The 25098-nt window shown below is 67.4% G+C and carries 22 protein-coding genes and 1 pseudogene; 13 read left to right on the forward strand and 10 right to left on the reverse strand.

Annotated elements, in window-relative coordinates:
• Nucleotides 1-6: 6 nt before the first annotated feature.
• Entirely contained in the window at nt 7-1506 is a 1500-nt protein-coding gene (locus ACS0OT_RS18395; RefSeq protein WP_139727869.1) for a peptide MFS transporter, read from the reverse strand.
• Nucleotides 1507-1687: 181 nt separating this feature from the next.
• Nucleotides 1688-2563, reverse strand: a complete 876-nt coding sequence (locus ACS0OT_RS18400; protein ID WP_005419892.1) for a tryptophan 2,3-dioxygenase — start codon at nt 2561-2563, stop codon at nt 1688-1690.
• Nucleotides 2564-2898: 335 nt separating this feature from the next.
• Between ACS0OT_RS18400 and pdhA the strand changes: the two genes are divergently transcribed.
• From pdhA to ACS0OT_RS18420, 4 genes are read left to right on the forward strand one after another with little or no spacing between them, the layout of a single operon-like run.
• A complete protein-coding gene (pdhA, locus tag ACS0OT_RS18405; protein ID WP_065186527.1) occupies nt 2899-3981 on the forward strand; it encodes a pyruvate dehydrogenase (acetyl-transferring) E1 component subunit alpha in 1083 nt (360 codons plus the stop codon).
• Nucleotides 3974-5041 (forward strand): alpha-ketoacid dehydrogenase subunit beta, encoded by a 1068-nt coding sequence (locus tag ACS0OT_RS18410; RefSeq protein ID WP_005419896.1) that lies wholly within the window; start codon nt 3974-3976, stop codon nt 5039-5041. The genes pdhA and ACS0OT_RS18410 overlap by 8 nt, the downstream gene beginning before the upstream one ends.
• Nucleotide 5042: 1 nt before the next feature.
• Nucleotides 5043-5396, forward strand: coding sequence for an SH3 domain-containing protein (locus ACS0OT_RS18415; RefSeq protein WP_005411349.1), 354 nt, complete (start codon nt 5043-5045; stop codon nt 5394-5396).
• Entirely contained in the window at nt 5393-6787 is a 1395-nt protein-coding gene (locus ACS0OT_RS18420) for a dihydrolipoamide acetyltransferase family protein (protein WP_164093398.1), read from the forward strand. Before ACS0OT_RS18415 ends, ACS0OT_RS18420 begins: the two co-directional genes overlap by 4 nt.
• Before the next feature lie 169 nt (nt 6788-6956).
• Here the strand turns inward: ACS0OT_RS18420 and ACS0OT_RS18425 are convergent, their stop codons facing one another.
• The 3 genes from ACS0OT_RS18425 to ACS0OT_RS18435 form a co-directional block, all read right to left on the reverse strand.
• Complete coding sequence (locus tag ACS0OT_RS18425; RefSeq protein WP_065197052.1) at nt 6957-7343, reverse strand: VOC family protein; 387 nt, start codon at nt 7341-7343, stop codon at nt 6957-6959.
• A gap of 188 nt (nt 7344-7531) precedes the next feature.
• Nucleotides 7532-8239: a helix-turn-helix transcriptional regulator gene (locus ACS0OT_RS18430; protein ID WP_065186530.1), complete on the reverse strand. Its 708-nt coding sequence runs from the start codon at nt 8237-8239 to the stop codon at nt 7532-7534.
• Nucleotides 8239-8874, reverse strand: a complete 636-nt coding sequence (locus ACS0OT_RS18435; protein WP_139727873.1) for an NAD-dependent dehydratase — start codon at nt 8872-8874, stop codon at nt 8239-8241. Before ACS0OT_RS18435 ends, ACS0OT_RS18430 begins: the two co-directional genes overlap by 1 nt.
• 105 nt (nt 8875-8979) lie before the next feature.
• Between ACS0OT_RS18435 and ACS0OT_RS18440 the strand changes: the two genes are divergently transcribed.
• Nucleotides 8980-10518 carry a GGDEF domain-containing protein gene (locus ACS0OT_RS18440; RefSeq protein WP_005419936.1) on the forward strand — a complete coding sequence of 513 codons (1539 nt, stop codon included), beginning with the start codon at nt 8980-8982 and terminating at the stop codon, nt 10516-10518.
• 65 nt (nt 10519-10583) lie between these two features.
• Here the strand turns inward: ACS0OT_RS18440 and ACS0OT_RS18445 are convergent, their stop codons facing one another.
• Nucleotides 10584-11510 carry a DUF808 domain-containing protein gene (locus ACS0OT_RS18445; RefSeq protein ID WP_065186531.1) on the reverse strand — a complete coding sequence of 309 codons (927 nt, stop codon included), beginning with the start codon at nt 11508-11510 and terminating at the stop codon, nt 10584-10586.
• Nucleotides 11511-11717: 207 nt separating this feature from the next.
• On the opposite strand from ACS0OT_RS18445, the pseudogene ACS0OT_RS18450 reads away from it, so the two are divergent.
• Together ACS0OT_RS18450 and ACS0OT_RS18455 are read left to right on the forward strand one after the other, a co-directional pair.
• Nucleotides 11718-13364, forward strand: a pseudogene (locus ACS0OT_RS18450) (ABC1 kinase family protein); the annotation flags it as partial.
• Between the two features lie 245 nt (nt 13365-13609).
• Nucleotides 13610-15715 (forward strand): phosphoglycerol transferase I, encoded by a 2106-nt coding sequence (locus ACS0OT_RS18455; protein WP_111129211.1) that lies wholly within the window; start codon nt 13610-13612, stop codon nt 15713-15715.
• Between the two features lie 598 nt (nt 15716-16313).
• On the opposite strand, the gene ACS0OT_RS18460 is transcribed toward ACS0OT_RS18455, so the two are convergent.
• Together ACS0OT_RS18460 and ACS0OT_RS18465 are read right to left on the reverse strand one after the other, a co-directional pair.
• Nucleotides 16314-18734 carry a DUF3772 domain-containing protein gene (locus ACS0OT_RS18460; protein ID WP_065186534.1) on the reverse strand — a complete coding sequence of 807 codons (2421 nt, stop codon included), beginning with the start codon at nt 18732-18734 and terminating at the stop codon, nt 16314-16316.
• An 88-nt stretch (nt 18735-18822) separates the two neighbouring features.
• Nucleotides 18823-19071 (reverse strand): hypothetical protein, encoded by a 249-nt coding sequence (locus ACS0OT_RS18465; RefSeq protein WP_005419952.1) that lies wholly within the window; start codon nt 19069-19071, stop codon nt 18823-18825.
• Between the two features lie 182 nt (nt 19072-19253).
• Here ACS0OT_RS18465 and ACS0OT_RS18470 point away from each other — a divergent pair, with 182 nt between their 5' ends.
• The 3 genes from ACS0OT_RS18470 (at nt 19254) to ACS0OT_RS18480 (ending at nt 21577) form a co-directional block, all read left to right on the forward strand.
• Entirely contained in the window at nt 19254-19748 is a 495-nt protein-coding gene (locus ACS0OT_RS18470; protein WP_005419954.1) for a lipocalin family protein, read from the forward strand.
• A gap of 12 nt (nt 19749-19760) precedes the next feature.
• On the forward strand, nt 19761-20969 hold the full coding sequence (locus ACS0OT_RS18475; protein WP_139727875.1) for an NAD(P)/FAD-dependent oxidoreductase: 1209 nt from the start codon (nt 19761-19763) through the stop codon (nt 20967-20969).
• A gap of 125 nt (nt 20970-21094) precedes the next feature.
• On the forward strand, nt 21095-21577 hold the full coding sequence (locus tag ACS0OT_RS18480; RefSeq protein ID WP_019661543.1) for a hypothetical protein: 483 nt from the start codon (nt 21095-21097) through the stop codon (nt 21575-21577).
• 204 nt (nt 21578-21781) lie between these two features.
• On the opposite strand, the gene ACS0OT_RS18485 is transcribed toward ACS0OT_RS18480, so the two are convergent.
• On the reverse strand, nt 21782-22216 hold the full coding sequence (locus ACS0OT_RS18485; RefSeq protein WP_072167930.1) for a PepSY domain-containing protein: 435 nt from the start codon (nt 22214-22216) through the stop codon (nt 21782-21784).
• Between the two features lie 151 nt (nt 22217-22367).
• On the opposite strand from ACS0OT_RS18485, the gene ACS0OT_RS18490 reads away from it, so the two are divergent.
• The 3 genes from ACS0OT_RS18490 to ACS0OT_RS18500 are packed head-to-tail and all read left to right on the forward strand — an operon-like array spanning nt 22368 to nt 24633.
• The gene (locus tag ACS0OT_RS18490; RefSeq protein WP_049403791.1) at nt 22368-22658 is read left to right on the forward strand and encodes a PepSY domain-containing protein; all 291 of its coding nucleotides are present in this window, start codon (nt 22368-22370) and stop codon (nt 22656-22658) included.
• Complete coding sequence (locus ACS0OT_RS18495; protein WP_005419968.1) at nt 22658-23317, forward strand: response regulator transcription factor; 660 nt, start codon at nt 22658-22660, stop codon at nt 23315-23317. The genes ACS0OT_RS18490 and ACS0OT_RS18495 overlap by 1 nt, the downstream gene beginning before the upstream one ends.
• Nucleotides 23314-24633, forward strand: a complete 1320-nt coding sequence (locus tag ACS0OT_RS18500; RefSeq protein WP_262220329.1) for a sensor histidine kinase — start codon at nt 23314-23316, stop codon at nt 24631-24633. Before ACS0OT_RS18495 ends, ACS0OT_RS18500 begins: the two co-directional genes overlap by 4 nt.
• Nucleotides 24634-24765: 132 nt before the next feature.
• Here the strand turns inward: ACS0OT_RS18500 and ACS0OT_RS18505 are convergent, their stop codons facing one another.
• Nucleotides 24766-25086 carry a DUF6122 family protein gene (locus tag ACS0OT_RS18505; RefSeq protein ID WP_005411369.1) on the reverse strand — a complete coding sequence of 107 codons (321 nt, stop codon included), beginning with the start codon at nt 25084-25086 and terminating at the stop codon, nt 24766-24768.
• Nucleotides 25087-25098: the final 12 nt, after the last annotated feature.

Consider the following 25098-nt stretch of genomic DNA (forward strand, 5'->3'; position numbering starts at 1 on the left):
GCTTCATTACTTGACGCCGTGCATCAGCTTGTTGATCAGCGGGGCGATCAGGAACAGCACCACGCCGGAGCCGATCAGGGCCCAGAACCCGAAGGTATACCCCTTCAGGGCCGACTCGACCGTCATGCCGCCTTCACCACTGACCACACCAGCGAAGATGCCCGACAGGTTGTTGCCGATGCCGGTGGACAGGAACCAGCCGCCCATGCCGAAGCCGACCAAGCGCACCGGGGCCAGCTTGGTCACCATCGACAGGCCGATAGGCGACAGGCACAGCTCACCCACCGACTGGATGACGTAGACCATGAACAGGGTCCAGAACGGGATCTTGCCGTCCACCACCATCTGCGACAGGGCGAACATCAGCAGCGCGAAGGCGGCGCCGTTGAACAGCAGGCCCAGGCCGAACTTGCGCGGGATGGACGGATTGGCGCGGCCCATCGCCACCCAGATCCAGGCGATGACCGGGGCCAGGGTGATGATCGCCACCGAGTTGACCGACTGGAACCACGCGGTCGGGAAGGTCCAGCTGCTGAACTGGCGGTTGACGATGTTCTCGGCCAGGAAGGTGAACGAGCTGCCGGCCTGCTCGAAGAACATCCAGAACATCACGTTGAAGGCGAAGATGATCAGCATGGCGATCACGCGGTCGCGCTGCACCTTGCCTTCGCGGATGCCCTCGACCAGCAGCAGGATGGCCAGCGCGGTGAACATCGCGCCGAGGATCCAGGCCAGCGCGGTGGCGCCGGTGGCCAGCAGGAAGTACGCGACCGGGATGGCGACCACGGCACCGGCCAGCACCATGATGATGCGGCCGAAACCTTCCGCGCCGGCCGGCGGTGCGCCGATGCCCTTCAGGCCGGCACGACCGATGTAGAACCACACCAGCGAGATCAGCATGCCCACGCCCGAGGCGATGAACACGACCTTGTAGGACGGCATCGCATCGGTACCGAACACCTTGCGGGCCAGGTACTCGGTCAGCACCGGGGCGATCATCGCGCCGATGTTGATGCCCATGTAGAAGATGGTGAAGCCCGAATCGCGGCGCTCGTCCTTCAGGCCGTACAGCTTGCCGACCATGGTCGAGATGTTGGGCTTGAACAGACCGTTGCCGACGATGATCGTGGCCAGGCCGAGCTTGAAGATGTGCTCCTGCGGAAGCGAGATCATGAACAGGCCGGCGGCCATGATGATCGCGCCGGTCAGGATCGAGCGCTGGTAGCCCAGTACCCGGTCGGCCACGTAGCCGCCGAAGATGGCCGCGGCGTACACCAGGGCCAGGTAGGCGCCATAGATGCGGCTGGCGTCGCCTTCACCGGCAGCGCTGCCGTTGTAGAACTGGGCAACGATGTAGAGCACCAACGCCCAGCGGATGCCGTAGAACGCAAAGCGTTCCCAGAACTCGGTCATGAACAGCATCCACAACGGGCGCGGGTGGCCCAGCGTGGTCTTGAAGTCCGGCAGTGCCGGCTCTGGGGTGTTCGCAGTGGCGTTTACGCTCATGCGGATTTCCTGGTTCGGTGGATGACGAGCACGTCCGCTGTGCAGTTGGAGCAACGCGCGAGGATCACCGACTTCTGGCGTTCACGTCAAATACACGCCGTTTGAGGCAGGTGGCAGCCTGCTCCCTGAACTTGCATCTGAAACGATCCAGCCGCGGGCCGGGAACCAAGCTGAATGGGGATCAGCCCAGCGCTGCCGGGGGCGCGGCCTGCAGGCTGGTGCGCACCTGGAACAGCTCGGGGAAGAAGGTCAGTTCCAGCGCCTTGGCCAGGAAGCCCACGCCGGACGAACCGCCGGTGCCACGCTTGAAGCCGATCACCCGCATCACGGTGCGCATGTGTCGGAATCGCCACAGCTGGAAAGCCGTCTCCAGGTCCACCAGGTCCTCGCACAGCGCATACTCGCGCCAGTAGCGGTCGGTGTCCTGGTAGATGCGCTCGAAGACCGGCTGCAATGCGTCGTCGGCCACGTGTGGCTGGGTCCAGTCGTGGGCCTCGTAGACCGCCGGCACGGCATGGCCGAAGCGGGCCAGGTACTTCAGGAATTCCTCGTACAGGCTGGGCGCCTCCAGCACGGTGCGCAGCTGCGCCTGCCCGGCCGGGTCATGCTCGAACACCTGCAGCATCTGCGCGTTCTTGTTGCCCAGCAGGAATTCGATGTAGCGGTACTGCAGCGACTGGAAGCCCGACGACGGGCCCAGCACGTCGCGGAAGCCCATGTACTCGGACGGGGTCAGCGTTTCCAGCACCGACCATTGCTCGGTCAGCTGGCGCAGCACCTGCTTGCTGCGCGCCAGCACCTTGCGGCACTGCCAGACTTCATCGCGCTGCAGGAAGCCGATTGCGGCACGCAGCTCATGGCCCAGCAGCTTCAGCCACAGCTCCGAGGTCTGGTGCTGGATGATGAAGAGCATCTCGTCATGGTGCGGCGGGCTGGACAGCGGCTGCTGCGCGCTGAGCAGCTGGTCCAGCCGCAGGTAGCCGCCGTAGGTCAGGCGTCCCTGCAGGTCGGTGTGGATGCCGGCTTCGAGATCGCGTTGGTTGTTGTCGACGGACATGGGCGGGACCAGATCGGGGGCGGCAAGGGTAGCGCGTTGCCGCCGCGCTGGCAGCCGCCCGGTCCATACCGGGGCGTGCGGCTGGCCGTGGAGCATCGGCCGACCACCGGCCTGCGCGTGGAACCGTCCGCGCCGTTGTACCGGCAGTCAGCCAGAGGCGTATTCTGATGCTTTGCAGCAACGACTGAATACGTTGTTGTTATTGGCCCCCCACCCGCCGGCAGGGGTAAAACGGGGAATCTCCGTGTTGCGGCGCAGGAAGGCTATTCCGTACGCGTTCCTTAACATGGCGATTCATATCATTTGTAACTTCTCTGTCGAAGGTGCAGTACGCAATGACGGTTGCCGCTGAATTCAAGATCGAATACCTGCAGTACCTGGACACGGACGGCACGCTCGTCCGTGACGACCTGCCCGTGTCGCTGCGCGACCCCAAGGTCCTGGTACCGCTGTTCAAGCAGATGCTGTTCGTACGCACGTTCGACAGCAAATCCATCGCGCTGCAGCGCACCGGCAAGCTCGGCACCTATGCCGCCTGCCTGGGCCATGAAGCCGCGCACGTGGGTATCGGCGCGGCGATGCAGAAGGACGACGTGTTCGCGCCTTCGTACCGCGAGTATGGCGCGATGTTCATGCGTGGCGTGCGCCCGCACGACGTGCTGATGTACTGGGGCGGCGACGAACGCGGCAACGATTACGGCGGCAACGCGGCCAGGGACTTCCCGTTCTGCGTGCCGATTTCCACCCAGTGCCTGCATGCGGCAGGTGCCGCGCTGAAGTTCAAGCTCAACAAGGAACCGCAGATCGCCGTGGCCGTGTGCGGCGACGGTGGCAGCTCCAAGACCGACTTCTACGCGGCACTGAACTCGGCCGGCGCCTACAAGCTGCCGCTGATCCTGTGCATCGTCAACAACGGCTGGGCCATCTCGGTGCCGCGTTCGGCCCAGACCGGTGCCGAAACGCTGGCGCAGAAGGGCCTGGCGGGCGGCCTGCACTGCCTGCAGGTGGACGGCAACGACCTGATCGCGGTGCTGGCGGCAATGGAACAGGCGCGCGAACGTGCGCTGGCCGGCGACGGTGGCACCGTGCTGGAACTGATGACCTACCGCCTGTCCGACCACACCACCGCTGATGACGCGCGCCGCTACCGCGACGATGCCGAAGTGAAGGATGCCTGGCAGCGCGAGCCGATGCTGCGCCTGCGCAAGTACCTGATCAACGCCGGGGTGTGGAGCGAGGAAGAAGAAGCCGCCTGGACCGCCGAGTGCGGCGCGCGCGTGGACGAGGAAGTGAACCTGTACCTCAACACGCCGGTGCAGCCGGTCGAGGCGATGTTCGACTTCCTGTATGCCGATCCGCCGCCGGACCTGCTGGCCCAGCGTGCCCAGGCGATCGCCCTGGAGAAGCGCCATGGATGAGATCAAGAACGGCGCGCCCGGCGCGCACACCAACGCCGCCGACAGCGCTGCAGTCGCGCGCGGAGATGACAGCATGACCACCACCCCGATCACCCTCATCGAAGCCATCACCCAGGCGCTGGCCTGGGAGCTGGAACACGATCCGTCGGTGCTGGTGCTGGGCGAGGACGTGGGCGTCAACGGCGGCGTGTTCCGCGCCACTGCCGGCCTGCAGCAGCGCTTCGGCTCGGACCGCATCCTCGACACCCCGCTGGACGAAACCACCATCGCCGGCCTGACCATCGGCCTGGCCGCACAAGGCATGAAGCCGGTGGCCGAAGCCCAGTTCGATGGCTTCATGTACCCGATGGTCGACCATATCGTCTGCCACGCCGCACGCCTGCGTTACCGCACGCGTGGCCGCCTGCACTGCCCGATGGTGCTGCGCGTGCCGTGGGGCGGTGGCATCCGCGCGCCGGAACACCACAGCGAAGCCAACGAGGCGATCTTCACCAACGTGCCGGGCCTGCGCGTGGTGCTGCCGTCGTCGCCGCAGCGTGCCTACGGCCTGCTGCTGGCCGCGATCCGCGAGCCGGATCCGGTGATCTACATGGAGCCCAAGCGCATCTACCGCCAGTACAAGGAAGTGGTCGTCAACGACGGCGAAGCCTTGCCGCTGGACGTCTGCTTCGTGCTGCGCGACGGCACCGACGTGACCCTGGTGACTTGGGGCGCGCAGGTGAAGGAAGCCCTGGAAGCGGCCGACAAGCTGGCCGGGGAAGGCATCAGTGCCGAAGTCATCGACGTGGCCACGCTGCGCCCGCTGGACTTCGCCACCATCGCCGAATCGGTGGCCAAGACCGGCCGCTGCGTGATCGTGCAGGAGGCCCCGAAGACCGCGGGCTTCGGCGCCGAGATCGCCGCGCGCCTGGCCGAGGAATCGATCTACGACCTGCTGGCCCCGGTCGAGCGCGTCACTGGCTACGACACCCACATTCCGCTGTTCCGCCTGGAAATGAAGTACCTGCCGAGCGTTGAGCGGATCGTGGCGGCGGCCAAGCGCGCGGTGGCGGCCGGCTGACATGCGGGCCCGCCTTCTGGGGGCTTACCGCAGCCAGTATCCCAACCCGCTCCGGTTCCACACCGGCCAGATCGTCGAAGTAGGTGTACGTGACGAGGAATGGCCGGCGTTTGCCTGGGTACGCACCAACGATGGGCGCGCTGGATGGGCGCCCATCGCCTGGTTGCAGCTGCTGGACGAGGGTCGCGCCGAAGCCCTGTGCGACTACGACGCCCGCGAGCTGGATGTGGAAAGCGGCGAGATGGTGAAGCTTCATCACGAACACGGCGGGTGGTGGTGGTCCGAGCGCGCCAATGGCGCGACGGGTTGGCTGCCGGCCCGCGAACTGGAACTGCTGGAAGAGAACTGCAAATGAGCCAGACCAAGAACTTCAACCTGCCCGACCTGGGCGAAGGCCTGCCGGACGCGACCATCGTCGAGTGGTTCGTCAAGGAAGGCGATGTGATCAAGCTGGACGAGCCGCTGGTGTCGATGGAGACCGCCAAGGCCGTGGTGGAAGTGCCCTCGCCGTTCTCCGGCAAGGTGCTGAAGCTGTCCGGCGCTGCCGGCGACATCATCCCGACCGGTTCGGTGCTGGCCAGCTTCGAACTGGACCCGAACCTGCCGCAGCGCGCCGATGGCCAGGACACCGGCCACAGCCATGGTCACGCCGCACCGGCGGCGCCGGCTGCCGCACCGACCCCGCCGCCGCTGCCGGCTGCGGCCGCTCCGGTTGCCGCCGAGGACGCCAAGCCCGCCGCGGCCGAGCGTGACGACGCCGGTACCGTGGTCGGCGCGATGCAGAGCTCCAATGCCGTGCACGCCGAGCAGGCACTGGCCGTCGGTGGCGTCAAGGCCGTGCCGGCCGTGCGTGCGATGGCGCGCAAGCTGGGCGTGGACCTGAGCCGCGTGGCCGCTACCGGCACCGATGGTGCGGTGACCATGGCCGACGTCAAGCAGGCCGCCGCCAACGGCACCGCCAAACTCGGCGCCGCCCCGGCACCGGTTGCCGCCGCGTATGCCGCGCCCACCCCGGCGCAGGTGTCTGCCCCGGTGCAGAGCGAAGCCCGCACCCCGCTGTCTGCGGCCGGCAAGCCGATGCGCACCCAGCCGCCGGGCGTGGTCGCCAAGGGCCAGCCGGAACCGCTGAAGGGCGTGCGCCGCAACATGGCCCGCGTCATGGCCGATGCGCACAGCAAGGTCGTGCCGACCACGCTGAACGACGACGCCGACATCCACGCCTGGCTGCCGGGCAACGACGTCACCGCCCGCCTGGTTCGCGCCATCGTCATTGCCGCACAGAAGGTGCCGGCCATGAACGCCTGGTTCGACGGTGAAGCGCTGACCCGCACCCTGCACGCCCAGGTGGACATCGGCATCGCCGTGGACACCGACGACGGCCTGTTCGTGCCGGCCCTGCGCAATGCCGACATGCTCGATGCACGCGGCATCCGCGAAGGCGTCAACCGCCTGCGTGAGCAGGTGGAATCGCGTTCGATCGCCGCCTCGGAACTGAGCGGCTACACCATCTCGCTGTCCAACTTCGGCATGTTCGCCGGCCGCTACGCGACCCCGGTCGTGGTGCCGCCGTGCGTGGCCATCGTCGGTGCCGGCCGTGCCCGCCACCAGATGACCCCGGTGATGGGCGGCGTGGAAGCGCACAAGGTAATCCCGCTGTCGGTCACCTTCGACCACCGCGCGGCTACGGGTGGTGAAGCCGCCCGCTTCCTGCGCGCGATGATGGACGACCTGGCGCTGGCCAGCTGATCGGCCCCCTCTGAAACACAGGAAACGCCGGGCAATGCCCGGCGTTTTTTTGTGCCGCTCTATTGTAGAGCCGAGCCCTGCTCGGCTGCCTTGCAATATATCCACGTCATGCGTGGATGAAGGCAAGAAGCAAGCCGAGCATGGGCTCGGCTCCACAGATCGCCTGCGATCAATCGCGCGCGACCATTCCCTCGGCACGGCTGTACACACGCAGGCGATGGCCATCCGGGTCGGCGCCGACGAAGGTGTGGCCGAATTCCAGCGTCACCGGCGCCTGCAGGATCTGCACGCCGAGGGCGCGCCACGCATCGTGCATCTGCTGCACGGCGTCGGGGTTGGCGACCACCATCGCCAGTTCGGCGGCACCGGCCTGCGCGGACACCGGAGGCTGCACGTCATCGCGCTGCCACAGGCCGAGTGCGGCACCATCACCGAGCAGGAACAGCGCAAAGCCGGGCGACTGTTCAACCGGTGGTTTGCCGAGGATGCCACTGTAGAAGGTTGCGCTGGTGGCGACGTCGTGCACGTACTGCAGCAGGGTGCTGGGTGTGAACATGGGGAAGCTCCGTTGTTGGGAGCGTTCATGGTGGTACGGGCCTGCTGACAGATTCTGTCAGCAGATTTGTCTGTCGGTAGAGTCGACTGTTAGTCGACTGCTCTTCCTTCAGCCTGCTTGAAACCCCGCGCTGCGCGCGATAGTCGACTAACAGTCGACTCTCCCCCCGCTCCCCGCTGTTGCTGTGGCTATGAGCGATCCAGCCAGTCGGGTGCAATGCCCTGGGCCTTCTGCCAGCGCCGCAGCAGGGTGGCGCGCGGCACGCGGTAGCAGTCCTCCAGCACACGCACCTGGCGGATGCGATCCAGCCGGAAATGGCGGAAATCCTCGCGGTGCTCGCACCACGCCGCCAGCATCGGCACCTCATCGAAGTAGCCCAGCGCGAACGGCCAGACGACGCGCGCGCTGCGCTGGCCGTGCGCATCCTCGTAAGCGAACTTCAGGCGCTGCTGCGATCCCACGGCTTCGCGCACGGCCTGCAGACGCGCGGGGGGAACCTTGCTCCCCGCGCGCGAAGGGCCAACGCGCAGGCCACTGTCACGCAATGCCTCGCGGCGTGCCGCGGGCAACACATGGGCGATACGCGCCAGGGCATCACGTGCGGCCTCGGCCAGCGCCGGCTCGGTGCGCGCGGCGACCCAGCGCAGGCCCAGCACCAGCGCGTCGATCTCGGCCGGTGGCAGGGTCATGGGAGGCAAGGTATCGCTGGGTGCCAGCTGGTAGCCGACGCCGGCCTCGCCACGCAGGTCGGCGCCCTGCTCGCGCAGGGTCTCGATATCGCGGTACAGCGTGCGCAGGCTGATGCCCAGCGCTTCGGCCAGCGCCTGCCCGGCCACCGGCCGTCGATGACGGCGCAGCAGCTGCAGCAGCTGGGTCAGGCGCAGCGCTCGCGACATCAGCCGACCAGCGTGCTCGACGCCACCACGTGCTCGCCCGGCTGCGGGGCCAACGCAGCCTCGACCAGCGCCCTGGCAATCTCGGTGGCCGGATTGATCCGCCACGCACGCGGCAACACCGGCCCCAAAGCACCCAGCACCGTCAGTGCCAGGCGTTCGCCGCGACGCACCTCGTTGCGCTCGCCCCCGATCAGCCCTGGGCGGACCAGGGTCAACGAGTTGAATCCCAGCGCGCGCAGGTCACGCTCCAGCTCGCCCTTCACCCGGCTGTAGAAGATCGACGACTGTGGATTGGCGCCGGCTGCGGAGTTCAGCACAAAGGCCTGCGCACCCTGCGCCTGCGCCAGGCGGGCGAACGCCAGCGGATAGTCGTGGTCGATACGGTGGAAGGCATCGCGGCTGCCGGCCTGGGCGATGGTGCTGCCCAGCGCGCAGATGACCGCGTCAACGCGCGCCCATTCTGGCGAAGTGGGCAACGCGTCGAATGCCAGCACCGGGTTCTCCAGCTTCCCGTGAGTCAACGCCAGGGGGCGGCGGGTCGGGGCAACCACGGCGCTGCAGCGCGGGTCGTCCAGCAGCCTGCGCAGGGTCAGCCCGCCGACCAGGCCGGTCGCCCCCAGCAACATCACGCGCATCACCACCTCCACTGCGGCATCCTGTCGCCCATCCTAGCCGTTCAAGCCCTCGGCGGCCGCGCCGATATGCTGGAACCAGTCCCTGCCAGCCCCAGGATTCGCTCCATGACGGACCAGCCCGACCACCGCCCTGCCCCCGGTACCGCCCTTGGGCCGCCGGCACGCGTGCGCGCGGTGGTGGACGATGGGCGGGGTGACCGCGTAGTGCTGCAGGGCGGCGGTGGCGTGGCGCTGCAGCAGCTGTTCGCAGGCGCCGATGCGCCGGAACCGCTGCTGGCGGCGTTCGCCAACGGCATGGCCACCCTGCCCGGCGAACTGGGCGACATGGGCGACCGCCTGCAGTCCGCACAGGCCAGCGCCGATTGGCCGCGCTATGGGCGCGCGATGCGGCAGCTGATCGACAAGTACATCCGCACCATCGAGCAGCATTCGCCGGACGGGCAGCCGGAAAGCCTGCGCCTGTCCGAGCAGCTGCGGCTGCTGCTGGGCGGTGCGGTGGTGGCCCTGCTGCAGCACGACCCGGACCTGCGCGAGCAAGCGCAGGCGCTGGCCCTGCGCCTGCGCCAATGGCAGCCGGGCACGGCCCTGGAACCCATCGAACAGGGCGTGCGCGAACTTGGCCACCAGGTCGGCGTGCGTGCCGAAAGCTGGCAGGAGCAGCAGGCGCTGCTGCTGGAGCTGTTCGCGCTGCTGCTGGAGAACGTCAGCGAACTGCTGGATGACCGCAGCTGGCTGCAGGGCCAGATCGCGGCGGTACGCCAGTTGCTGGACGGTCCGTTGGAAGCGGAAGCGGTCGAGCGCACCCGGGCCGAACTGCGCGAAGTGATCTACAAGCAGGGGCTGCTGCGCCAGGGCATCGACGATTCGAAGGCGGCGATGCGCGGGTTGATGGGCGAGTTCATCGAGCGCATGGATGGCATGGCCACCAGCACCGGCGAATACCACGACCGCATCGGCAGCTACGCGTTGCAGCTGCGCGAGGCGCGCAGCATCGCCGATCTCAACCAGCTGCTGCAGGAGGTGATGCGCGATACAGGCAAAGTGCAGCAGCAGGCCGCACAGGCCCGCGATCACCTGGCCAATGCGCGGCAGGAAGTGGAGCGCGCAGAGCAGCGCATTGCCGAGCTGGAGCAGGAACTGCGCGCCGCTGGTGACCTGGCACGCATCGATCCACTGACCCAGGCGCTGAACCGCCGTGGCCTGGACGAACTGCTGGAGCGCGAGCTGGCCCGCGCCGCACGCAACAACTCACCGCTGGGCGTAGCGGTGATCGACCTGGATGATTTCCACCAGACCAATGACGCGCATGGGCATGCCGGTGGCGATGCGCTGCTGCAGCACCTGGTGGCCGTGTGCAAGCTGCTGCTGCGCGCCACCGACGGCATCGCACGGCTGGGCGGCGACGAGTTCGTGCTGGTGCTGCCGGAAACCCAGGGCGCCGACAGCATGGCCACCGTGCAGCGCCTGCAGCGCTCGCTGGCCCATCGCGTGCTGACCGTGCAGGACCAGCGCGTGCCGGTGCATTTCAGCGCCGGGCTGGCGCAGTGGCAGCCCGGTGACGATACCGAAACCCTGCTGCGGCGTGCCGATGACGCGCTGTATGCGGCCAAGCGGCAGGGCAAGAACCGGGTGCAGGCGGGGTGATCGTGGAATGGGGTCAGATCCCTTTTCCAACGGGAAAAGGGATCTGACCCCGAGGGTCTACGGGCTTATTTACCGCGCAGCTTCTGGAACCCGGTCACCGCTGCCAGCACGATGGCGCCGGCGATGATGCCGACCACCATGTTGCCCACCGCGCTCACCAGCCAGCCCCACTGCCCTTCGCCGCCCAGCGCCTGCACCGCGTGGTGCAGGGCCGGCACGTTGTGCACGAGGATGCCGCCGCCGACCAGGAACATGGCGATGGTGCCGGCCACCGACAGGAACTTCATCAGCCACGGCGCCGACGCCACCAGCCCGCGACCGAAGGCGGCAATGGCACCGCCCTTGCGCGACAGGTACAGCCCAGCGTCATCGAGCTTGACGATGCCCGCCACCAGTCCGTAGACGAACACGGTCATCGCCAGTGCGACCACGCTCAGCGTGAGGATCTGGTTGGTGAACGACGCAGTGGCGACCACGCCCAGGGTGAGCACGATGATCTCGGCCGAAAGGATGAAGTCGGTGCGGATCGCGCCCTTCACCTTGTCCTTCTCCCACGCGACCATGTCCACCTGCGCGTCAGCCAGCGCCTTGCGGCGTTCGGCCTGGCGTTCGGCATCGTCGTCGGAGGAATGCAGGAAGCGGTGCGCCAGCTTCTCCACGCCTTCGAAGCACAGGAAGGCACCGCCGATCATCATCAGCGGCACGATCAGCGGCACGTTCCAGCCGCGGCTGCGCAGCCAGGCTTCCAACGCACTGATCGCCAGGGCCGCCGGCACCAGGATCACCTTGTTGACCAGCGAGCCCTTGGCCACCGCCCACACCACTGGCAGCTCGCGGTTGGCGTTGACCCCGGTCACCTGCTGCGCGTTCAGCGCCAGGTCGTCGCCCAGCACACCGGCGGTCTTCTTCGCGGCGACCTTGGTGAGCACCGAGACATCGTCGAGCAGGGAGGCGATATCGTCGAGCAGGGCGAACAGGCTGGCACCGGCCATGGGGCGTCCAAGAGAGGGAATGCGCCGATTCTGACCGATCCGCCGGTCTCTGCGATAGCCGCGGGGTTCACCGCATGCCCACCTTCCCCCGGCGACACTGCCGAATCCGGACATTGCCGGCCAGCGGCCGGCACTACCGTCCTTGCCGCATGGGAGTTCCGCTTGAGCAATCCGCCCACCGCCAATGGCAATCCCCCGCTGGTCAAAGGCATGAACCGGCGCAGCCAGATCCTGCGCCTGCTGATGCGCTACCGCCATTCGGGCGTTTTCTCGGGCATGAACCTGGACGTCGCCAGCAACCAGGCCGACGTGCCCGCCGATGGCAACCCGGAGCAGTTCGTCAGTGACCTGGAGGCCTTGGGGCCGACCTTCGTCAAGCTGGGCCAGATGCTGTCCACCCGCCCGGACATGGTACCGGTGGAGTTCGCCACCGCCCTGGAACGCATGCAGGAAAAGGTGGCGCCGATCCCGGTCGAGCGCATCCACGCCATCATCGAGCAGGAGCTGGGCGTGGGGGTTAGCAAGCTGTTTGCCTCGTTCGATCCCGAGCCGTTGGGCTGTGCGTCGATCGCGCAGGTGCATCGCGCGGTGCTGCATGATGGCCGCCAGGTGGCGGTGAAAGTGCAGAAGCCTGAGGTGGCCGCGCAGCTGCGCTCGGACCTGGAAGCGCTGCGCAGCTTTGCGCTGGCCGCCGATCACCTGACCCAGGTGGGCCGCCGCGTGCGCCTGCGCGATTGGCTCAACGAGTTCGCCAAGACCCTGATGCAGGAGCTGGACTACCACGCCGAGGCCGAGAATCTGGCCCGCTTCGGACGGCATCTGCGGCCCTTCCGCCGCCTGTGGGTGCCGCAGCCGATCTGGGACTACAGCAGCCAGCGCGTGCTGACCATGGAGCTCGCCACCGGCGTGCGCGTGGATGCGATCTCTGGCGTGCGCCGCACCGAGCAGGACATGGATCCGCTGGCAGCGGCGCTCATCCGCGGCTATCTGGACCAGATCTTCGTGCATGGCGAGATCCATGCCGACCCGCACCCGGGCAACCTGCGGGTGATGCCCGATGGCCGGCTGGCGATCTTCGACCTGGGCATGGTCGCGCACATGCCGCCGCGCCTGCGCGAGCGGCTGCTGAAGATCCTGTTCGCCGCCGTCGATGGCCGCGGCGAAGAGGTGGCCGACGATCTGATCAGCATCAGCACGCGGCTGGAGGCCTTCGACGAAGAGCGCTACCTGCGTGAGACCGGCCAGCTGATCGCGCGCTACGCCGCCAGTGGCAGCTTCTCGGAAGGCCGCGTGGTGCTGGACATGGTGCGCATCGCCACCGCCTGCGGCCTGCGCACGCCGCCGGAACTGAGCCTGCTGGGCAAGGCCCTGCTCAACCTGGAAACCGTGTGCCGGCTGCTGGCACCGGAGCTGGACACGCGCCGCATCGTCGAGCGCCAGCTGCAGCACGTGATGCGCGCGCGCCTGAAGAAATCCCTGTCGGCGGCCAACATCGCCAGCGAGGCGATGGAGCTGCAGCAGCTGCTGCGCGATGGGCCGCGCAAGCTGTCGGACATCATGGCGCTGCTGGCCGAGAACCGCCTGCAGATGAAGGTGACCGGGCTGGAAGAATCGCGGTTGATGGAGAACCTGCAGAAGATCGCCAACCGCGTGGCGGCCGGCATCATCAGCGCCGCGTTGATCATGGCTGCGGCAATGATGATGAAGATCGACACCGGCTGGCACCTGTTCGGCTATCCCCTGATCGCACTGATACTGCTGCTGATCGGCGTGGTGCTGGGACTGGGCATCGTCACCAGTGCATTGCTGTTCGATCGCCGCGCGCGGGCACGCGAGGAACGCGGGCACCGCTGATGCATTGGCGAAAAAGCCGCGTATTCATGCGGTTTTTAATGCAATCCAACGAAGCCTTTCACGCTCGTTTTACCTTCGCGGCGTGATCGCGCGCGCGTCATTCCAACAAACATTTCAGTCAGGTTCGTGCATGCACTATCGGGTCATCGGCCTGTCATGTGGATGTGCTTGCAGCAGCGCCGGTCGGATGGACACGCGTCGGTACGACGTCCATCACCACCACCCCGTCACTGCCGAAGCTGCCTATGCTCTGGATACTGCTGCTGTCGTTGTTGCTGCTGTGCTGGCTGTTCCTCGCGTCCGACAAGTGGGTGTGGTGGAAGGCCGGTGCATTCTCGCTGCTACTGCTGATGCTCAGCGCGTGGTGGCTGATCGACAAGCTGTCCGGGGATGGGCTCAACGCCGCCACGCTTTATCACCTCGGCGCCGACATGGAAGGCGCTGGTGTCTCCGACTTCAAGGGCTACATCGCCGGCTTCATCGTGCTGGCGCTGGTCTCGCTGCTGCCGCTGTTTGCCACGCGGGTGAAGCGCTGGCGCCGGCCCGGCCACGGTGGTGCGCTGTTCGCCGGTTTCGCGACCGTGTGGGTGGCCACGATCCTGATCAGTCCGCTGGCCCGTGACGGCCAACGCCTCTACCAGCAGCTGCGCCCGGTCGATTTCGCCCGCATCGCCCCCGAGTACCAAGTGCCGACGCAGCCGTTGCAGCGCCCGCGCAACATCGTATGGATCTACGGCGAGAGCCTGGAACGCACCTATCTGGACGAGGCCGTGTTTCCCGGCCTGATGCCCAACCTCAACCGCCTGGCATCCGAGTCGCTGGACGTACGTGGCCTGGCCTCGGCCGAAGGCAGCGGTTGGACCATCGCCGGCCTGGTGTCGTCAATGTGTGGCGTGCCGCTGACCACCTCGCAGGGCGACGAGAACAGCATGGACCGCATGGGCAGTTTCCTGCCCAAGGCGGTGTGCCTGGGCGACTACCTGAAGCAGCAGGGCTACACCAACCATTACCTGGGCGGCGCCAACGGCCAGTTCGCCGGCAAGGGCCAGTTCCTGGCCAGCCATGGCTTTGACGAAGTGCATGACCTGGCATGGTTCAAGCAGCAGAAGAAGATCGGCCGCATCCACTACTCGGCCTGGGGCGTGCACGACGACGTGCTGCTGGACACCGCCTACCAGCGCTTCGAGCAGCTCTCACGCGCCGGTTCACCGTTCATGCTGACCACGCTGACCATGGACACCCACCACCCGGCGGGCCACCTGCCGGTGTCGTGCAAGGGCGAGCGCTACCGGAGCGGGTACGGCAACATCGGCCTGCTCAATGCACTCAAGTGCACCGACCGCCTGATCTCACAGCTGGTCGAGCGTATCCAGGCCAGCCCGTATGGGAAGGACACGCTGATCGTGATCGCCTCCGACCACCTGGCGATGCCCAACGACCTCAGCCACGTGCTGGCCAAGCAGAAGCGCGAGAACCTGCTGCTGTTCCTCGGCGACGGCATTGCCCCGCAGCAGCTCAGTGCCGACGCTGGCACCACCCTGGATTCCGGTGCGACCCTGCTCAGCCTGCTGGACCCGAACCTGAAGACGATGGGCTTTGGCCGCTCGCTGATCGACCCGCAGCGCGCGCCCAGTGCCAGCGTGGCCGCGCGGCGCGATGATGGCCGCGACTACCCGCAGTACCTGGCCTTCGCCCGTTCGCTGTGGCTGGGCCAGCCGACCCGCGAACTGAAGATCGATGGCGATGACCAGGTGGTCGTTGGCCTGCAGCACGTGCAGCCGCCGGTGCTGCTGGAGTACGACAAGGAGTGGGGCTTGAAGTCGGTGTACCTGGAAAACACCTCGCGCCAGTTCGATGATGCCAACCCGGACAACACCCTGGCCTACGTCGACCGTTGCACCGCGTTCGAGGACGGCTCGGCCGATGGTGACTGGTGCGCCCTGCTCGTCAACCGCGACAACGGCTTCAAGCTGTACCGCGACAACGACCTGCGCGGTGGCATCGCGGTGGATGCACCGCTGGATACGCTCCAGGGCCCGCGCCCGAGCGTGCGCCAGGCACACATGATCACCCAGAAGGGACGCCGTACGCGTGCCGGCCAGTACATGCTGCAACTGGTGGCGAGCACGCGCCCGGACCGCGGTTTCTGGATCGAAGCGGTGTCCTCGCAGCGCAAGGTGGTACTGGCCCAGCAGTGGGTACAGCCCGATGCCAACGGCAAGATCAACGTGTCGTTCGGGTTGGATCACGAAGTGGACGATCTGGAGATCCGCGCGTGGTTGAACCACGCCGAGAAGCTGGCGGTGGATACGTTCGCACTGGTGCCCTCGCGCAGCCGACCGCGGGGGTAGGCCTATTTGCAGGGCTGCGCCCTGCACCCGCTACAAACCGGAGCAACGGCAACAGCAACAGCGTGCATTCCGTGGTTGGGCGGGGCGGTGTCGGAGTGCGGGGACGCCGTAAATCCGTCCCTGGAGGCTTGGCAGCCGCATCCATGCGGCTGACACCCCGCACTCCGACACCGCCCCACCTCTGACAGAGTCCTGCGGCTGTCGGTAGGTGCAGACCTTGGTCGACACTTTTGTGAGATATCGAAATCAATCTGGGGTCAGATCCGTTTTCCGGAGGAAAACGGATCTGACCCCAAAAGCAATTCCAAAAGATCGCGGAAAACTGTCGAAGGCGGGGTGGGTCCGGTTGCGGGGGCGTGAGCCGCATGGATGCGGCGACCGAGCTTACATGGGTGAGGGCGCTTCGCTTGCGAAGCACTGCTTCGCAACCGCCCGAACGCGCAGCCGCCAGCGGCTGGGCCGGGCCCCGGAGGGGTACCTGCAGCGGCCCCCGCAACCGGACCCACCCCGCCATCCCACAGGAAACCAGCTTTTGTCGTTGCCGTTGCCGTAGCTCCGGCTTGTAGCGGGTGCAGGGCGCAGCCCTGCAAAGAAACCCCTACTCCTGCGGATCGCGGATGATGTGGATGTCGGTCGGGGTCGACAGCGGAATGTTCCGCTCGGCCAGGATCTGCAACAGGCTGAAGTACAGGTCGCTGCGGGTGGCGTACACCTGCCGCGGGCTGGCCACGTAAGCGAAGCTGTTGATGGTGATCTGGCCACCGGCAATGCTGTCGATGTAGACCGTCGGTGCCGGCTGTTTCAGCACGTTGGTGTGCGCGGTGTACGCATCCAGCAGCGCCTGCCGCAGATTGCCGACATCCGTGCTGGGCGGCACCGCGAACTGGATCTGGATGCGGCCCTGGTTGTTGCCCATCGTCATGTTGCGCACGGTCTTGGTGACCAGCTCGGAGTTGGGCACGATCAACGTCGACTTGTCGCCCACCTGGATCTCGGTCGATCGCAGGCTGATGCGGCGGATGTCGCCCTCCTGGTCGCCCAGCTTCACCCAGTCGCCGATCTTCACCGGCCGCTCGGCCAGCAGGATCAGGCCGGAAACAAAGTTCTGGGTGATCACCTGCAGGCCGAAACCGATACCCACCGACAGCGCGCTGACCAGCAATGCCAGCTTGCTCAGCTGCAGGCCCATCGCCGACAGCGCCCAGATCACCGCGATGATGATGCCCACATAGCGGGCAACGGTACTCACCGAATTGCGCGCGCCCAGATCCAGCTCGGTCTTGGGCAGGTAGGTGTCGGTCAGCCAGCGCTGTACCAGCTGGGTAACGGCCAGGCCAGCCAGCAGCACCAGCACCGCCAGCACGATGCGCACCGGCTCCAGCTTGGTTCCGCCAATGTCGAATCCAGAGGTGAACAGCGAAGAGAAGCGCTCCACCACCGCGCCGATGTTGCCGAACGGTGCCACCAGCGCCAGCAGCGCGATCAGTACGACGATGGTGCGCAACGCCGCCGACAGCAGCACGCCCGCCTGTTCCAGCCGCGATACGCTCAGGCCGGTGCTGAGCAGGATGGTCTGGCCGACCTTGCTGTCGGCGTTGAGCATCCAGGTGCTCAGGTCATCGACGAACTTGAACAGCAGGGTTGCGGCCAGCACGACGATGCTGCCGCCGATCAGCTGCTGGTTCACGAACTTGGCGAAATTCAGGTAGCCCAGCAACGTGGCAACGATGGCCGCCACCACCGCGATATTGCCCGCTACCCGGGCCAGCACCAGCCAGCTGCTGCGGCGCACGGGCGTGGTTGCCCCCACGCCATCGGCCTGTGCTTCCAGCTTGGCCTCGGCCTCGGCGGTCTGCCGGCGATGCAGGCGCGCCAGGGTCACCAGCATGGCCATGATCAGGCCGAGGTAGGTCAGGGCAATCAGGCCGTCCAACGCCACCGTGGTGACGTCGCTGGTGCGCGTAGCCTGGTCGAGGGCCACCAGCACCGTGCTCAGCCAGGCCAGCGCCGCCGCACCCCAGGCATATTTGCGCAGCTTCAGCGCGGCGGTGTCGTCCAGGTTCAACAGCCGCCATGACGGGCGCTTGGGCACCAGCAGGCAGGCGCTGAGCGCGGCAATGAACGCCGCACGGAAGGTGGCGGTCTCCAGGCCGTCGGCCACGACCTGCAAGCGCGGCGCGATGGCATCGATCGCATCCAGCGCCGCCATCAGTACCACCACGGCATAACCGGGCAGCAGCGTGCCCACCAGCAGCAGCCACATCGCCAGGCCAGACCGGCGCAGTCGTCCATCAGGCGCGCGCTCGGACGCGGCGAACTGCCGCCCCAGCCTGCGCAGCCACAACCGCAGCGGGAACATCATCACCAGCGCGGCCAGCAGGCCCAGCAACGGCGTGCCCCAGCCATGGGTGCGGATGCCGGCCACCAGCGCGTCACGCCCCTGCTCGGCCAACGGCGCAACGCGCGCGATATCGATCGGCAGGCGCTCGGCCACCTTGCTCCACAACGCAGGCGACAGCGGCGAGGCGACCTTCTGGCCCAGTTCTTCCGTACGTTGTGCGGTGCGCTGCTGCTCGATGTCCGCCGCCAGCTGCTGTGCACGCACGGCACTGGCCTTGGCCTGGGCCACCGACGCGGCCAGGGCGTCGCGCTGCCTGGTTATGGCCCGTCGCTGCGCTGCCAGCTCCGGCGGCTCCGTGGTGCCCTCGGCAGGCGTCCCCAGCTGCGCCAGCTGCTCGTTGATGCGATCCAGCTGGGGCTGCAGTGCCTTTTCCAGTGCCTCGGCGTCACGCCGTGCCTGCGAGGCATTCTCGGACAGCATCGCCAGCGTCTCGGTGGCTTCCGCATCGCCACGTTTGCGCTCGACATCCTTCAACCGCGAATCGATGTCCGCCAGCTGTTGCTTGGGCGTGGGGTCCTCCTCCTGCGCCAGCACCGGCGCGGACAGCAGGAAGGCAGTGCACAGCAGCAGGGCCCACCAGGGCCCTCGTGCACGGATCGATCGCAGGAAAGAAGACACGCGCCACACCGGTTCGCGCGGACCACCGCGCCTGCGCGCGACTATACGTCAGAGGCGGTAAAGGACGGATGTGGGACGCGCAGCAGTATCAGTACTTGAGGCGCAGCTCTTCCACGGTCGGCTGCTGCAGCGCGTACCAGTCCTGGAACTCTTCCTCGGTGATCTCATCGGGCGCATATACCGCCACCGGGTGCCACTCGTGGTCGGTCGGCAGTGGCTGGCGCGGGCCGGCTCGCAGGCTGTAGCTGACGCCCTCGTAGTCGACCAGATCATCGACCTGCGGCCACTGTTCGCGTGCGAACGCGGATTCACTCTTCAACAGGATCACCTGGTACATCGGCACCTCCACCTTGGTTGGATCAGGAAAACACGGCGCTGGCGGCAGGATACCGCCATGCCGGTGACAACAGGCACGTCGCAGCGGCGACGGATCGTTCTGGACACGGCCATCGCCCCGGCTTCACCCGCCCATGGCGAGCCCATCGGCATCGTGGAGGCCCGCCCCTGCCACGATGACCGATGACCGAGCACCCGCCGCTGAAGACCGTCGCCGACCTCAAGCTGCCGCGCTACCTGGGCACCTGGTACGAGATCGCGCGCCTACCGATGCGCCACGAGCCGGAAGGCTGCACCGATGTGTCGGCGCACTACACCCTGCTCGACAACGGCAATGTCGGCGTCACCAACCGCTGCCGCATGGACGGCGAGATCGAAGAGGCCACCGGCGAGGCCTGCGCCGTCGACAACGACAGCGCGCGCCTGGAGGTCAGTTTCCTGCCCAAGGGCCTGCGCTGGCTGCCGTTCGCCAAGGGCGACTATTGGGTGATCCAGGTCGCCCCGGACTACAGCGTCTCGCTGGTCGGCAGCCCGGATCGCAAGTACCTGTGGCTGCTGGCGCGCGAGCCACGCCTGGACGCGACCGTGCAGGACCATTATCTGGCCGCGGCCCGCCTGCAGGGCTTCGATCTGTCCGAACTGATCCAGACCCCGCATACCGGCCACCCCACCGCCTGAGCACGACCACGCATGGACCTGAAAAGTGGCTACCCCTGGTGGGCAGTGCGCAACGGACTGCTGCAGGCCTTTCCCCCGCTGGAGCAGGATCTGCGCTGCGACGTGCTGGTGGTCGGTGGCGGCATCACCGGTGCGCTGATCGCCGACGAACTGTCCGCCCACGGCCACGAGGTGGCGGTGATCGAGCAGCGCGACATCGGCTGGGGCAGCACGGCGGCCAGCACCGCGCTGTTGCAGTATGAGATCGATACCCATCTGCTGGAACTGGCCGAGCGCTATGGCAAGGATGCCGCCGCCCTGGCCTACCTTGCCTGTGCCGACGCGATCCCGGCGCTGGCTGAAGTGGCACGCGGGCTGAAGGAGGTGGACTTCCGGCAGATGGACAGCCTGTACCTGGCCAGCCGGCGGCGCGACGTGCCGCGCCTGATGGCCGAAGGAGCTGCACGCCGTGATATTGGACTGGACGCGCGTTGGCTGGACCGCGAAGCCCTGCGCGAACGCTTCGACGTGGATGCCGGCGGCGCCCTGCTGACCCGCCAGGCGGCGCGGGTCGATCCCTACTGCCTCACCTACGGCCTGCTTAAACGCGTGCGCCGTCGCGGCGGCCATGTGCACGACCGCACCGTGCTGCACACGCTCAAGCCTGGCGCGCAGGGCGCAACGGCGATGACCGAGGCCGGCGCCACGGTCCGTGCCCGCCACGTGGTCCTGGCCATGGGCTACGCCAACCAGCGTTGGCTTGAACAGCGGGTCGCGCGCAACCGCAGCAGCTACGCCTTCATCACCGACCCGATCGATGCAGGCACGCTGGGCCGGCTGCAGCGCACGATGGTGTGGGAGAGCGCACGCCCGTACCTGTACCTGCGCGCCACCGGCGACCGCCGCCTGCTGGTGGGTGGGCTGGATGACGCCATCGATATCCCGGCGCGGCGCGACCGGCGCGTGCAGCGCAAGGCCGAAAAGCTGATGGATCAGCTGCTGCACTGGTTCCCGCGGCTGGACCCGGTGCCCGCCTTTTCCTGGGCCGGCACCTTCGCCGAAACCGCCGACGGCCTGCCCTTCTTCGGCCCGCACGCGCAGTGGGGGCCGCGGGTCCATTTCGCCATGGCCTACGGCGGCAACGGCATCACCTATTCGATGATCGGCGCCCAACTGCTGCGCGCCCGGATCGAGCGGCGCAGGCATGCGCTGGAAGGGCTGTTCGGGTTCGGGCGGTTGTGACCTGCAGCCGGCCGTGGCCAGCTCTACCCCAATCCGGGGCCGACAGGCATCATTCAAGCAACCCCTGCTAGCATCGGCCTGTACCGCCGCGTGTTGCGTGGCCACCTGTTCGCTGGAGCGCCGTCATGATCCGCCCCCTGACCCTGCTGCTGTGCCTGGCCCTGCCGGGAACCGTGCTGGCCCAGTCCGCCGCCGGCGCCACCGCGCCGCAGGCTGCCGGCCTGGACCTGACGCTGCCGCAGGCGCCGATGCGCTATCTCAACGACCCGGCCCTGCAGCAGGACCCGCCCGGCACCTATTACGGTGACAAGAGCGGCCCGCGCGTGCACGACGACGCGAAGATCGCCGACGTCACCGACGACAAGGTCAAGGTGTCCGGCAGTTTCACCACCGGCATCGGCTATTCCAAGAACGGTGGCAACAGCCACTACAACGCGGCCACGCTGAACCTGAGCAAGAACTACACCACCGATGAGGGCAAGACCCACGGGGTCAACGTCAACATCCACGTGAGCGAAGGCAAGGGACCGGGCTTCTTCGGTCCGTATGGCGGCTATTACGGCCGCGGCCCGGGCTATTGGGACTACCCGCCGCCGTACGGCTGGTAAGCTCCGCGCCGGGCCCGGGCCGACCCAGGTGGCCGCTATCGCTGCGTACGCTTGGTAGATGTCGACCTTGGTCGGCACGCTTTCTCCCCGTGTGCCGGCCAGCGGCCGGCATCTACCGGTACCTATGCCCGGTAGGTGTCGACCTTGGTCGACACGCTTTCTCCCCGTGAGCCGGCCAGCGGCCGGCACCTACCGGCACGCGAATCAATCCAGCCAGCCATCGCGCTCGCTGTGCAGGATGCGGCCGTCATAGCCGCTCAGGCGCACCTCTACCTTCTGGTTGCGGGCATTGCGGGCTTCCAGCGACCAGGTCGCACCATCGCGTTCCAGCGAATGGATCTCGCGCAGGCCATGCGACTGCGCCCGTGCCAGCACCTGCTCGGTGGTCAGCAGCGCGCGGCCGCTGTGCTCATCGAAGATCTCGCCGGTCTTCGGGTCCACGTAGACTTCGCTGAAGCGGCCATCGGCGCGGCTCACGTCGGCTTCCCACAGGCCGTCATCGCGTTCGATCTCGTGGATCTGGGTGTAGCCGGCCTTGCGCAGGGTCTGTTCGACCTGGGCCATGCCCAGCGGTGCGGCCTGTGCGGCCGGTGCAATGGCCAGCAGGGCAACGGTGGCGAGGGTGAGCGACTTCAACATGGGGGTTCTCCTGTTCGTGTTCGTGGCCGGACCATCCCGGCAACGCCACGATGCATGCCTCGGTTAACAGCGCCTTAGCCGTGGCTGTTAGCCGGCTGTTAGTCATCCCCGGCACACTCGCGCCTGTACCCCTCTCTCTTTCCTTACCCGCATGCTCGCCACCCTGCCCCTGCTGCTGGCCCTGGCCAACGCCCCGACCGCCGCCGCGCCCCTGCAGGACCCGGCGCAGCAGGTCGCGCGTCGCGCCGTGCAGCAGGGCCGCTACGTGCCGCTGGAGAGCGTGGTGCGCGATGCGCTCAAGCGCTACCCGGGCCAACTGCTGGAAGTCGAGCTGGACGACGGCGTCTACGAAGTGGAGATCCTGCGCGGCGACGGCGTGGTGGTGGAGCTGGACTATGATGCGCGCAGCGGAAAGCTGCTGAAGACGGAGCTCGACGACTGATGCGCATCCTGTTGGCCGAAGACGATGCCGCACTGGCACAGCGCCTGGTGCCCCTGCTGGAACAGGCCGGCTATGTGGTGGCGGTGGTCGCCGACGGTCGCCAGGCCGAGGAGATCGGCCAGATCGAGGACCTGCAGGCCGCCATCGTCGACCTCGGCCTGCCCGGACTGGATGGACTGAGCGTGATCGAGCGCTGGCGCGGCAATGGCCGCAGCTTTCCGGTGCTGGTGCTGACCGCGCGCGGGCGCTGGCACGACAAGCTGGCTGGCTTCGATGCCGGTGCCGACGACTACCTGACCAAACCGTTCCAGGCCGACGAACTGGTGCTGCGGCTGCGCGCCCTGATCCGCCGCAGCCATGGCCACGCCAGCCCGCGCCTGCACTGCGGCCCGCTGCAGCTGGACGTCAATGCCGGCCGCTTTGAACTGGATGGGCAGGCGCTGCCGCTCAGTCCGCAGGAGTTCCGCCTGCTCAGCTACTTCATCCATCACAGCGGCCAGGTGATCGGCCGCGACCGGCTGGGCGAGCAGGTGTTCGACGGTGGCCACGACCCGGACTCCAACGCACTGGACGTGCTGCTCGGTCGCGTGCGCCGCAAGCTCGGCATCGACCTGATCCAGACCGTGCGCGGCCAGGGCTGGCGGCTGGCCGCGCCGTGAGCCGGCAACCATCGCTGCGACGGCGCCTGCTGCTGGCCGGCGGCGTCGGCCTGCTGCTGGTCTCGCTGCTGGCCAGCGCGCTGCTGGGCGAGCTGTTCAAGCGCAGTGCGCGTGACCGCCTCGACCACGAACTGCAGCAGGACATGCTGACCCTGCTGGCGCAGGCCGAAATGGATGCGGACGGACAGCTGCGCCTGCGCCAGGAACCCAATGACGCACGCTTCCAGCGCGTGTTCTCCGGTGCCTACTGGCAGATCGCCGGTGCCGATGGCCGCGTGCTGCTGCAGTCACGCTCGCTGTGGGATGAAACCCTGCCGGCGCCGGTTGCCGGGCCGGCCACCCGCAACCTGGCCGGGCCGCTGCAGCAATCCCTGCGCGCACGCGTGCAGCAGGTGCGCCTGCCACGCGCCAGCGAACCGTTCGTGGCCGTGGTTGCCACTGATCGCAGTGCGTTGGATGCGGATGTCGCTGCATTCCGCAAGCGCACCGCCATCGCGCTGGGCGTGCTGGTCGCCGCTTGGCTGGCAGTGCTGGCCAGCCAGGTGCACTTCGGCCTGCGTCCACTGCATCGCCTCGGTGCGCAGCTGGAACAGGTACGGCGCGGCGACGCGCAACGCATCGACACGCAGGGACTGGGGGCAGAGGTTGCGCCGCTGGGCGAAGAACTCAACGCACTGCTTGACCACCAGCAACGCATGGTCGCGCGCGCGCGCACCAGTGCACAGGATCTGGCGCATGCGCTGAAAACCCCGCTGAGCGTACTGGCCGCCGAAGCCGACGGCGATGGCGCGCACTGGCGGGCCACCGTGCGCGAGCAGAGTGCGCGCATGCAGGCCAGTGTCGACCGTTACCTGGCTGCAGGACTGGCCGCCGACCATCGCCAGCGCACCAACGTGGCGGCCGTCGCACAGGCGATGTGCCGGCTGATGGCACGCGTGCATGGCGAACGTGGCATCGCGTTCACGGCGGCGGGCATCGATCCGACGCTGCAGTTCGCCGGTGCCAGTGCGGATCTGGAGGAGATGCTGGGCAACCTGCTGGACAATGCCGGGCGCTGGGCGCAACAGCAGGTCACTGTCGAAGCGGAAACCAGCGAAGGGCAGCTACGCATCGAAGTGCGCGACGATGGCCCCGGCCTGGCCGCAGACGCGCTGGAACGGGTCACCCAGCGTGGCGTGCGGCTGGATGAGCGCGTGGGCAGCAGTGGATTGGGGTTGGCGATCGTGGGCGATATCGCCGCCAGCTATGGCGGGCGCCTGGCGCTGGAGAATGTGCAGCCGGGCCTGCGCGCGACGGTGTGGTTGCCGGTGGCGTGAAGCGACCAACCTGACGGTGGGTAGTGCCGGCCGCTGGCCGGCAACCACGTGGTCACAGGGAACGCCCAGCGGAAGCCGGCCAGCGGCCGGCTCTACCAAGCGCCAATCCGACCGGTCGCCGTGCATCAAGCATCAACGGTGATGCATCCACCAGCAATCAATTGCGTCCAGCACGATGTGGATGATCAGACCGATGCCGAACAACCGCGTTTTCTTCGGCACGCACAGCCCGGCATAGACCGCAATGGCCGGTGCGGTGTGCAGCGGATGGAAACCAATGCTGCAGCGGTTCGGTGCATAGATCGGGTCGGCCAGCAGATGGTCCAGGTCGATGATCCAGCCCAGCAGCATCAACAACCACGCCGAGGCGAAGCGCTTGCGCCAGAACAACCATGCCAGCAACGCTGGCACGGCGGCATGCAGGAACAGGTGGAAGATCGCGCGCGCGCTCATCGGGGCCGGTAG

The organism is Stenotrophomonas maltophilia group sp. RY12688 (assembly GCF_052149045.1).
Taxonomy (GTDB): domain Bacteria; phylum Pseudomonadota; class Gammaproteobacteria; order Xanthomonadales; family Xanthomonadaceae; genus Stenotrophomonas; species Stenotrophomonas sepilia.

Coding starts and splice junctions, on each gene's coding strand:
- ACS0OT_RS18395 (WP_139727869.1), bottom strand. CDS start 1,506: ATGAGCGTAAACGCCACTGCGAACACCCCAGAGCCGGCACTGCCGGAC.
- ACS0OT_RS18400 (WP_005419892.1), bottom strand. CDS start 2,563: ATGTCCGTCGACAACAACCAACGCGATCTCGAAGCCGGCATCCACACC.
- pdhA (WP_065186527.1), top strand. CDS start 2,899: ATGACGGTTGCCGCTGAATTCAAGATCGAATACCTGCAGTACCTGGAC.
- ACS0OT_RS18410 (WP_005419896.1), top strand. CDS start 3,974: ATGGATGAGATCAAGAACGGCGCGCCCGGCGCGCACACCAACGCCGCC.
- ACS0OT_RS18415 (WP_005411349.1), top strand. CDS start 5,043: ATGCGGGCCCGCCTTCTGGGGGCTTACCGCAGCCAGTATCCCAACCCG.
- ACS0OT_RS18420 (WP_164093398.1), top strand. CDS start 5,393: ATGAGCCAGACCAAGAACTTCAACCTGCCCGACCTGGGCGAAGGCCTG.
- ACS0OT_RS18425 (WP_065197052.1), bottom strand. CDS start 7,343: ATGTTCACACCCAGCACCCTGCTGCAGTACGTGCACGACGTCGCCACC.
- ACS0OT_RS18430 (WP_065186530.1), bottom strand. CDS start 8,239: ATGTCGCGAGCGCTGCGCCTGACCCAGCTGCTGCAGCTGCTGCGCCGT.
- ACS0OT_RS18435 (WP_139727873.1), bottom strand. CDS start 8,874: ATGCGCGTGATGTTGCTGGGGGCGACCGGCCTGGTCGGCGGGCTGACC.
- ACS0OT_RS18440 (WP_005419936.1), top strand. CDS start 8,980: ATGACGGACCAGCCCGACCACCGCCCTGCCCCCGGTACCGCCCTTGGG.
- ACS0OT_RS18445 (WP_065186531.1), bottom strand. CDS start 11,510: ATGGCCGGTGCCAGCCTGTTCGCCCTGCTCGACGATATCGCCTCCCTG.
- ACS0OT_RS18455 (WP_111129211.1), top strand. CDS start 13,610: ATGCTCTGGATACTGCTGCTGTCGTTGTTGCTGCTGTGCTGGCTGTTC.
- ACS0OT_RS18465 (WP_005419952.1), bottom strand. CDS start 19,071: ATGTACCAGGTGATCCTGTTGAAGAGTGAATCCGCGTTCGCACGCGAA.
- ACS0OT_RS18470 (WP_005419954.1), top strand. CDS start 19,254: ATGACCGAGCACCCGCCGCTGAAGACCGTCGCCGACCTCAAGCTGCCG.
- ACS0OT_RS18475 (WP_139727875.1), top strand. CDS start 19,761: ATGGACCTGAAAAGTGGCTACCCCTGGTGGGCAGTGCGCAACGGACTG.
- ACS0OT_RS18480 (WP_019661543.1), top strand. CDS start 21,095: ATGATCCGCCCCCTGACCCTGCTGCTGTGCCTGGCCCTGCCGGGAACC.
- ACS0OT_RS18485 (WP_072167930.1), bottom strand. CDS start 22,216: ATGTTGAAGTCGCTCACCCTCGCCACCGTTGCCCTGCTGGCCATTGCA.
- ACS0OT_RS18490 (WP_049403791.1), top strand. CDS start 22,368: ATGCTCGCCACCCTGCCCCTGCTGCTGGCCCTGGCCAACGCCCCGACC.
- ACS0OT_RS18495 (WP_005419968.1), top strand. CDS start 22,658: ATGCGCATCCTGTTGGCCGAAGACGATGCCGCACTGGCACAGCGCCTG.
- ACS0OT_RS18505 (WP_005411369.1), bottom strand. CDS start 25,086: ATGAGCGCGCGCGCGATCTTCCACCTGTTCCTGCATGCCGCCGTGCCA.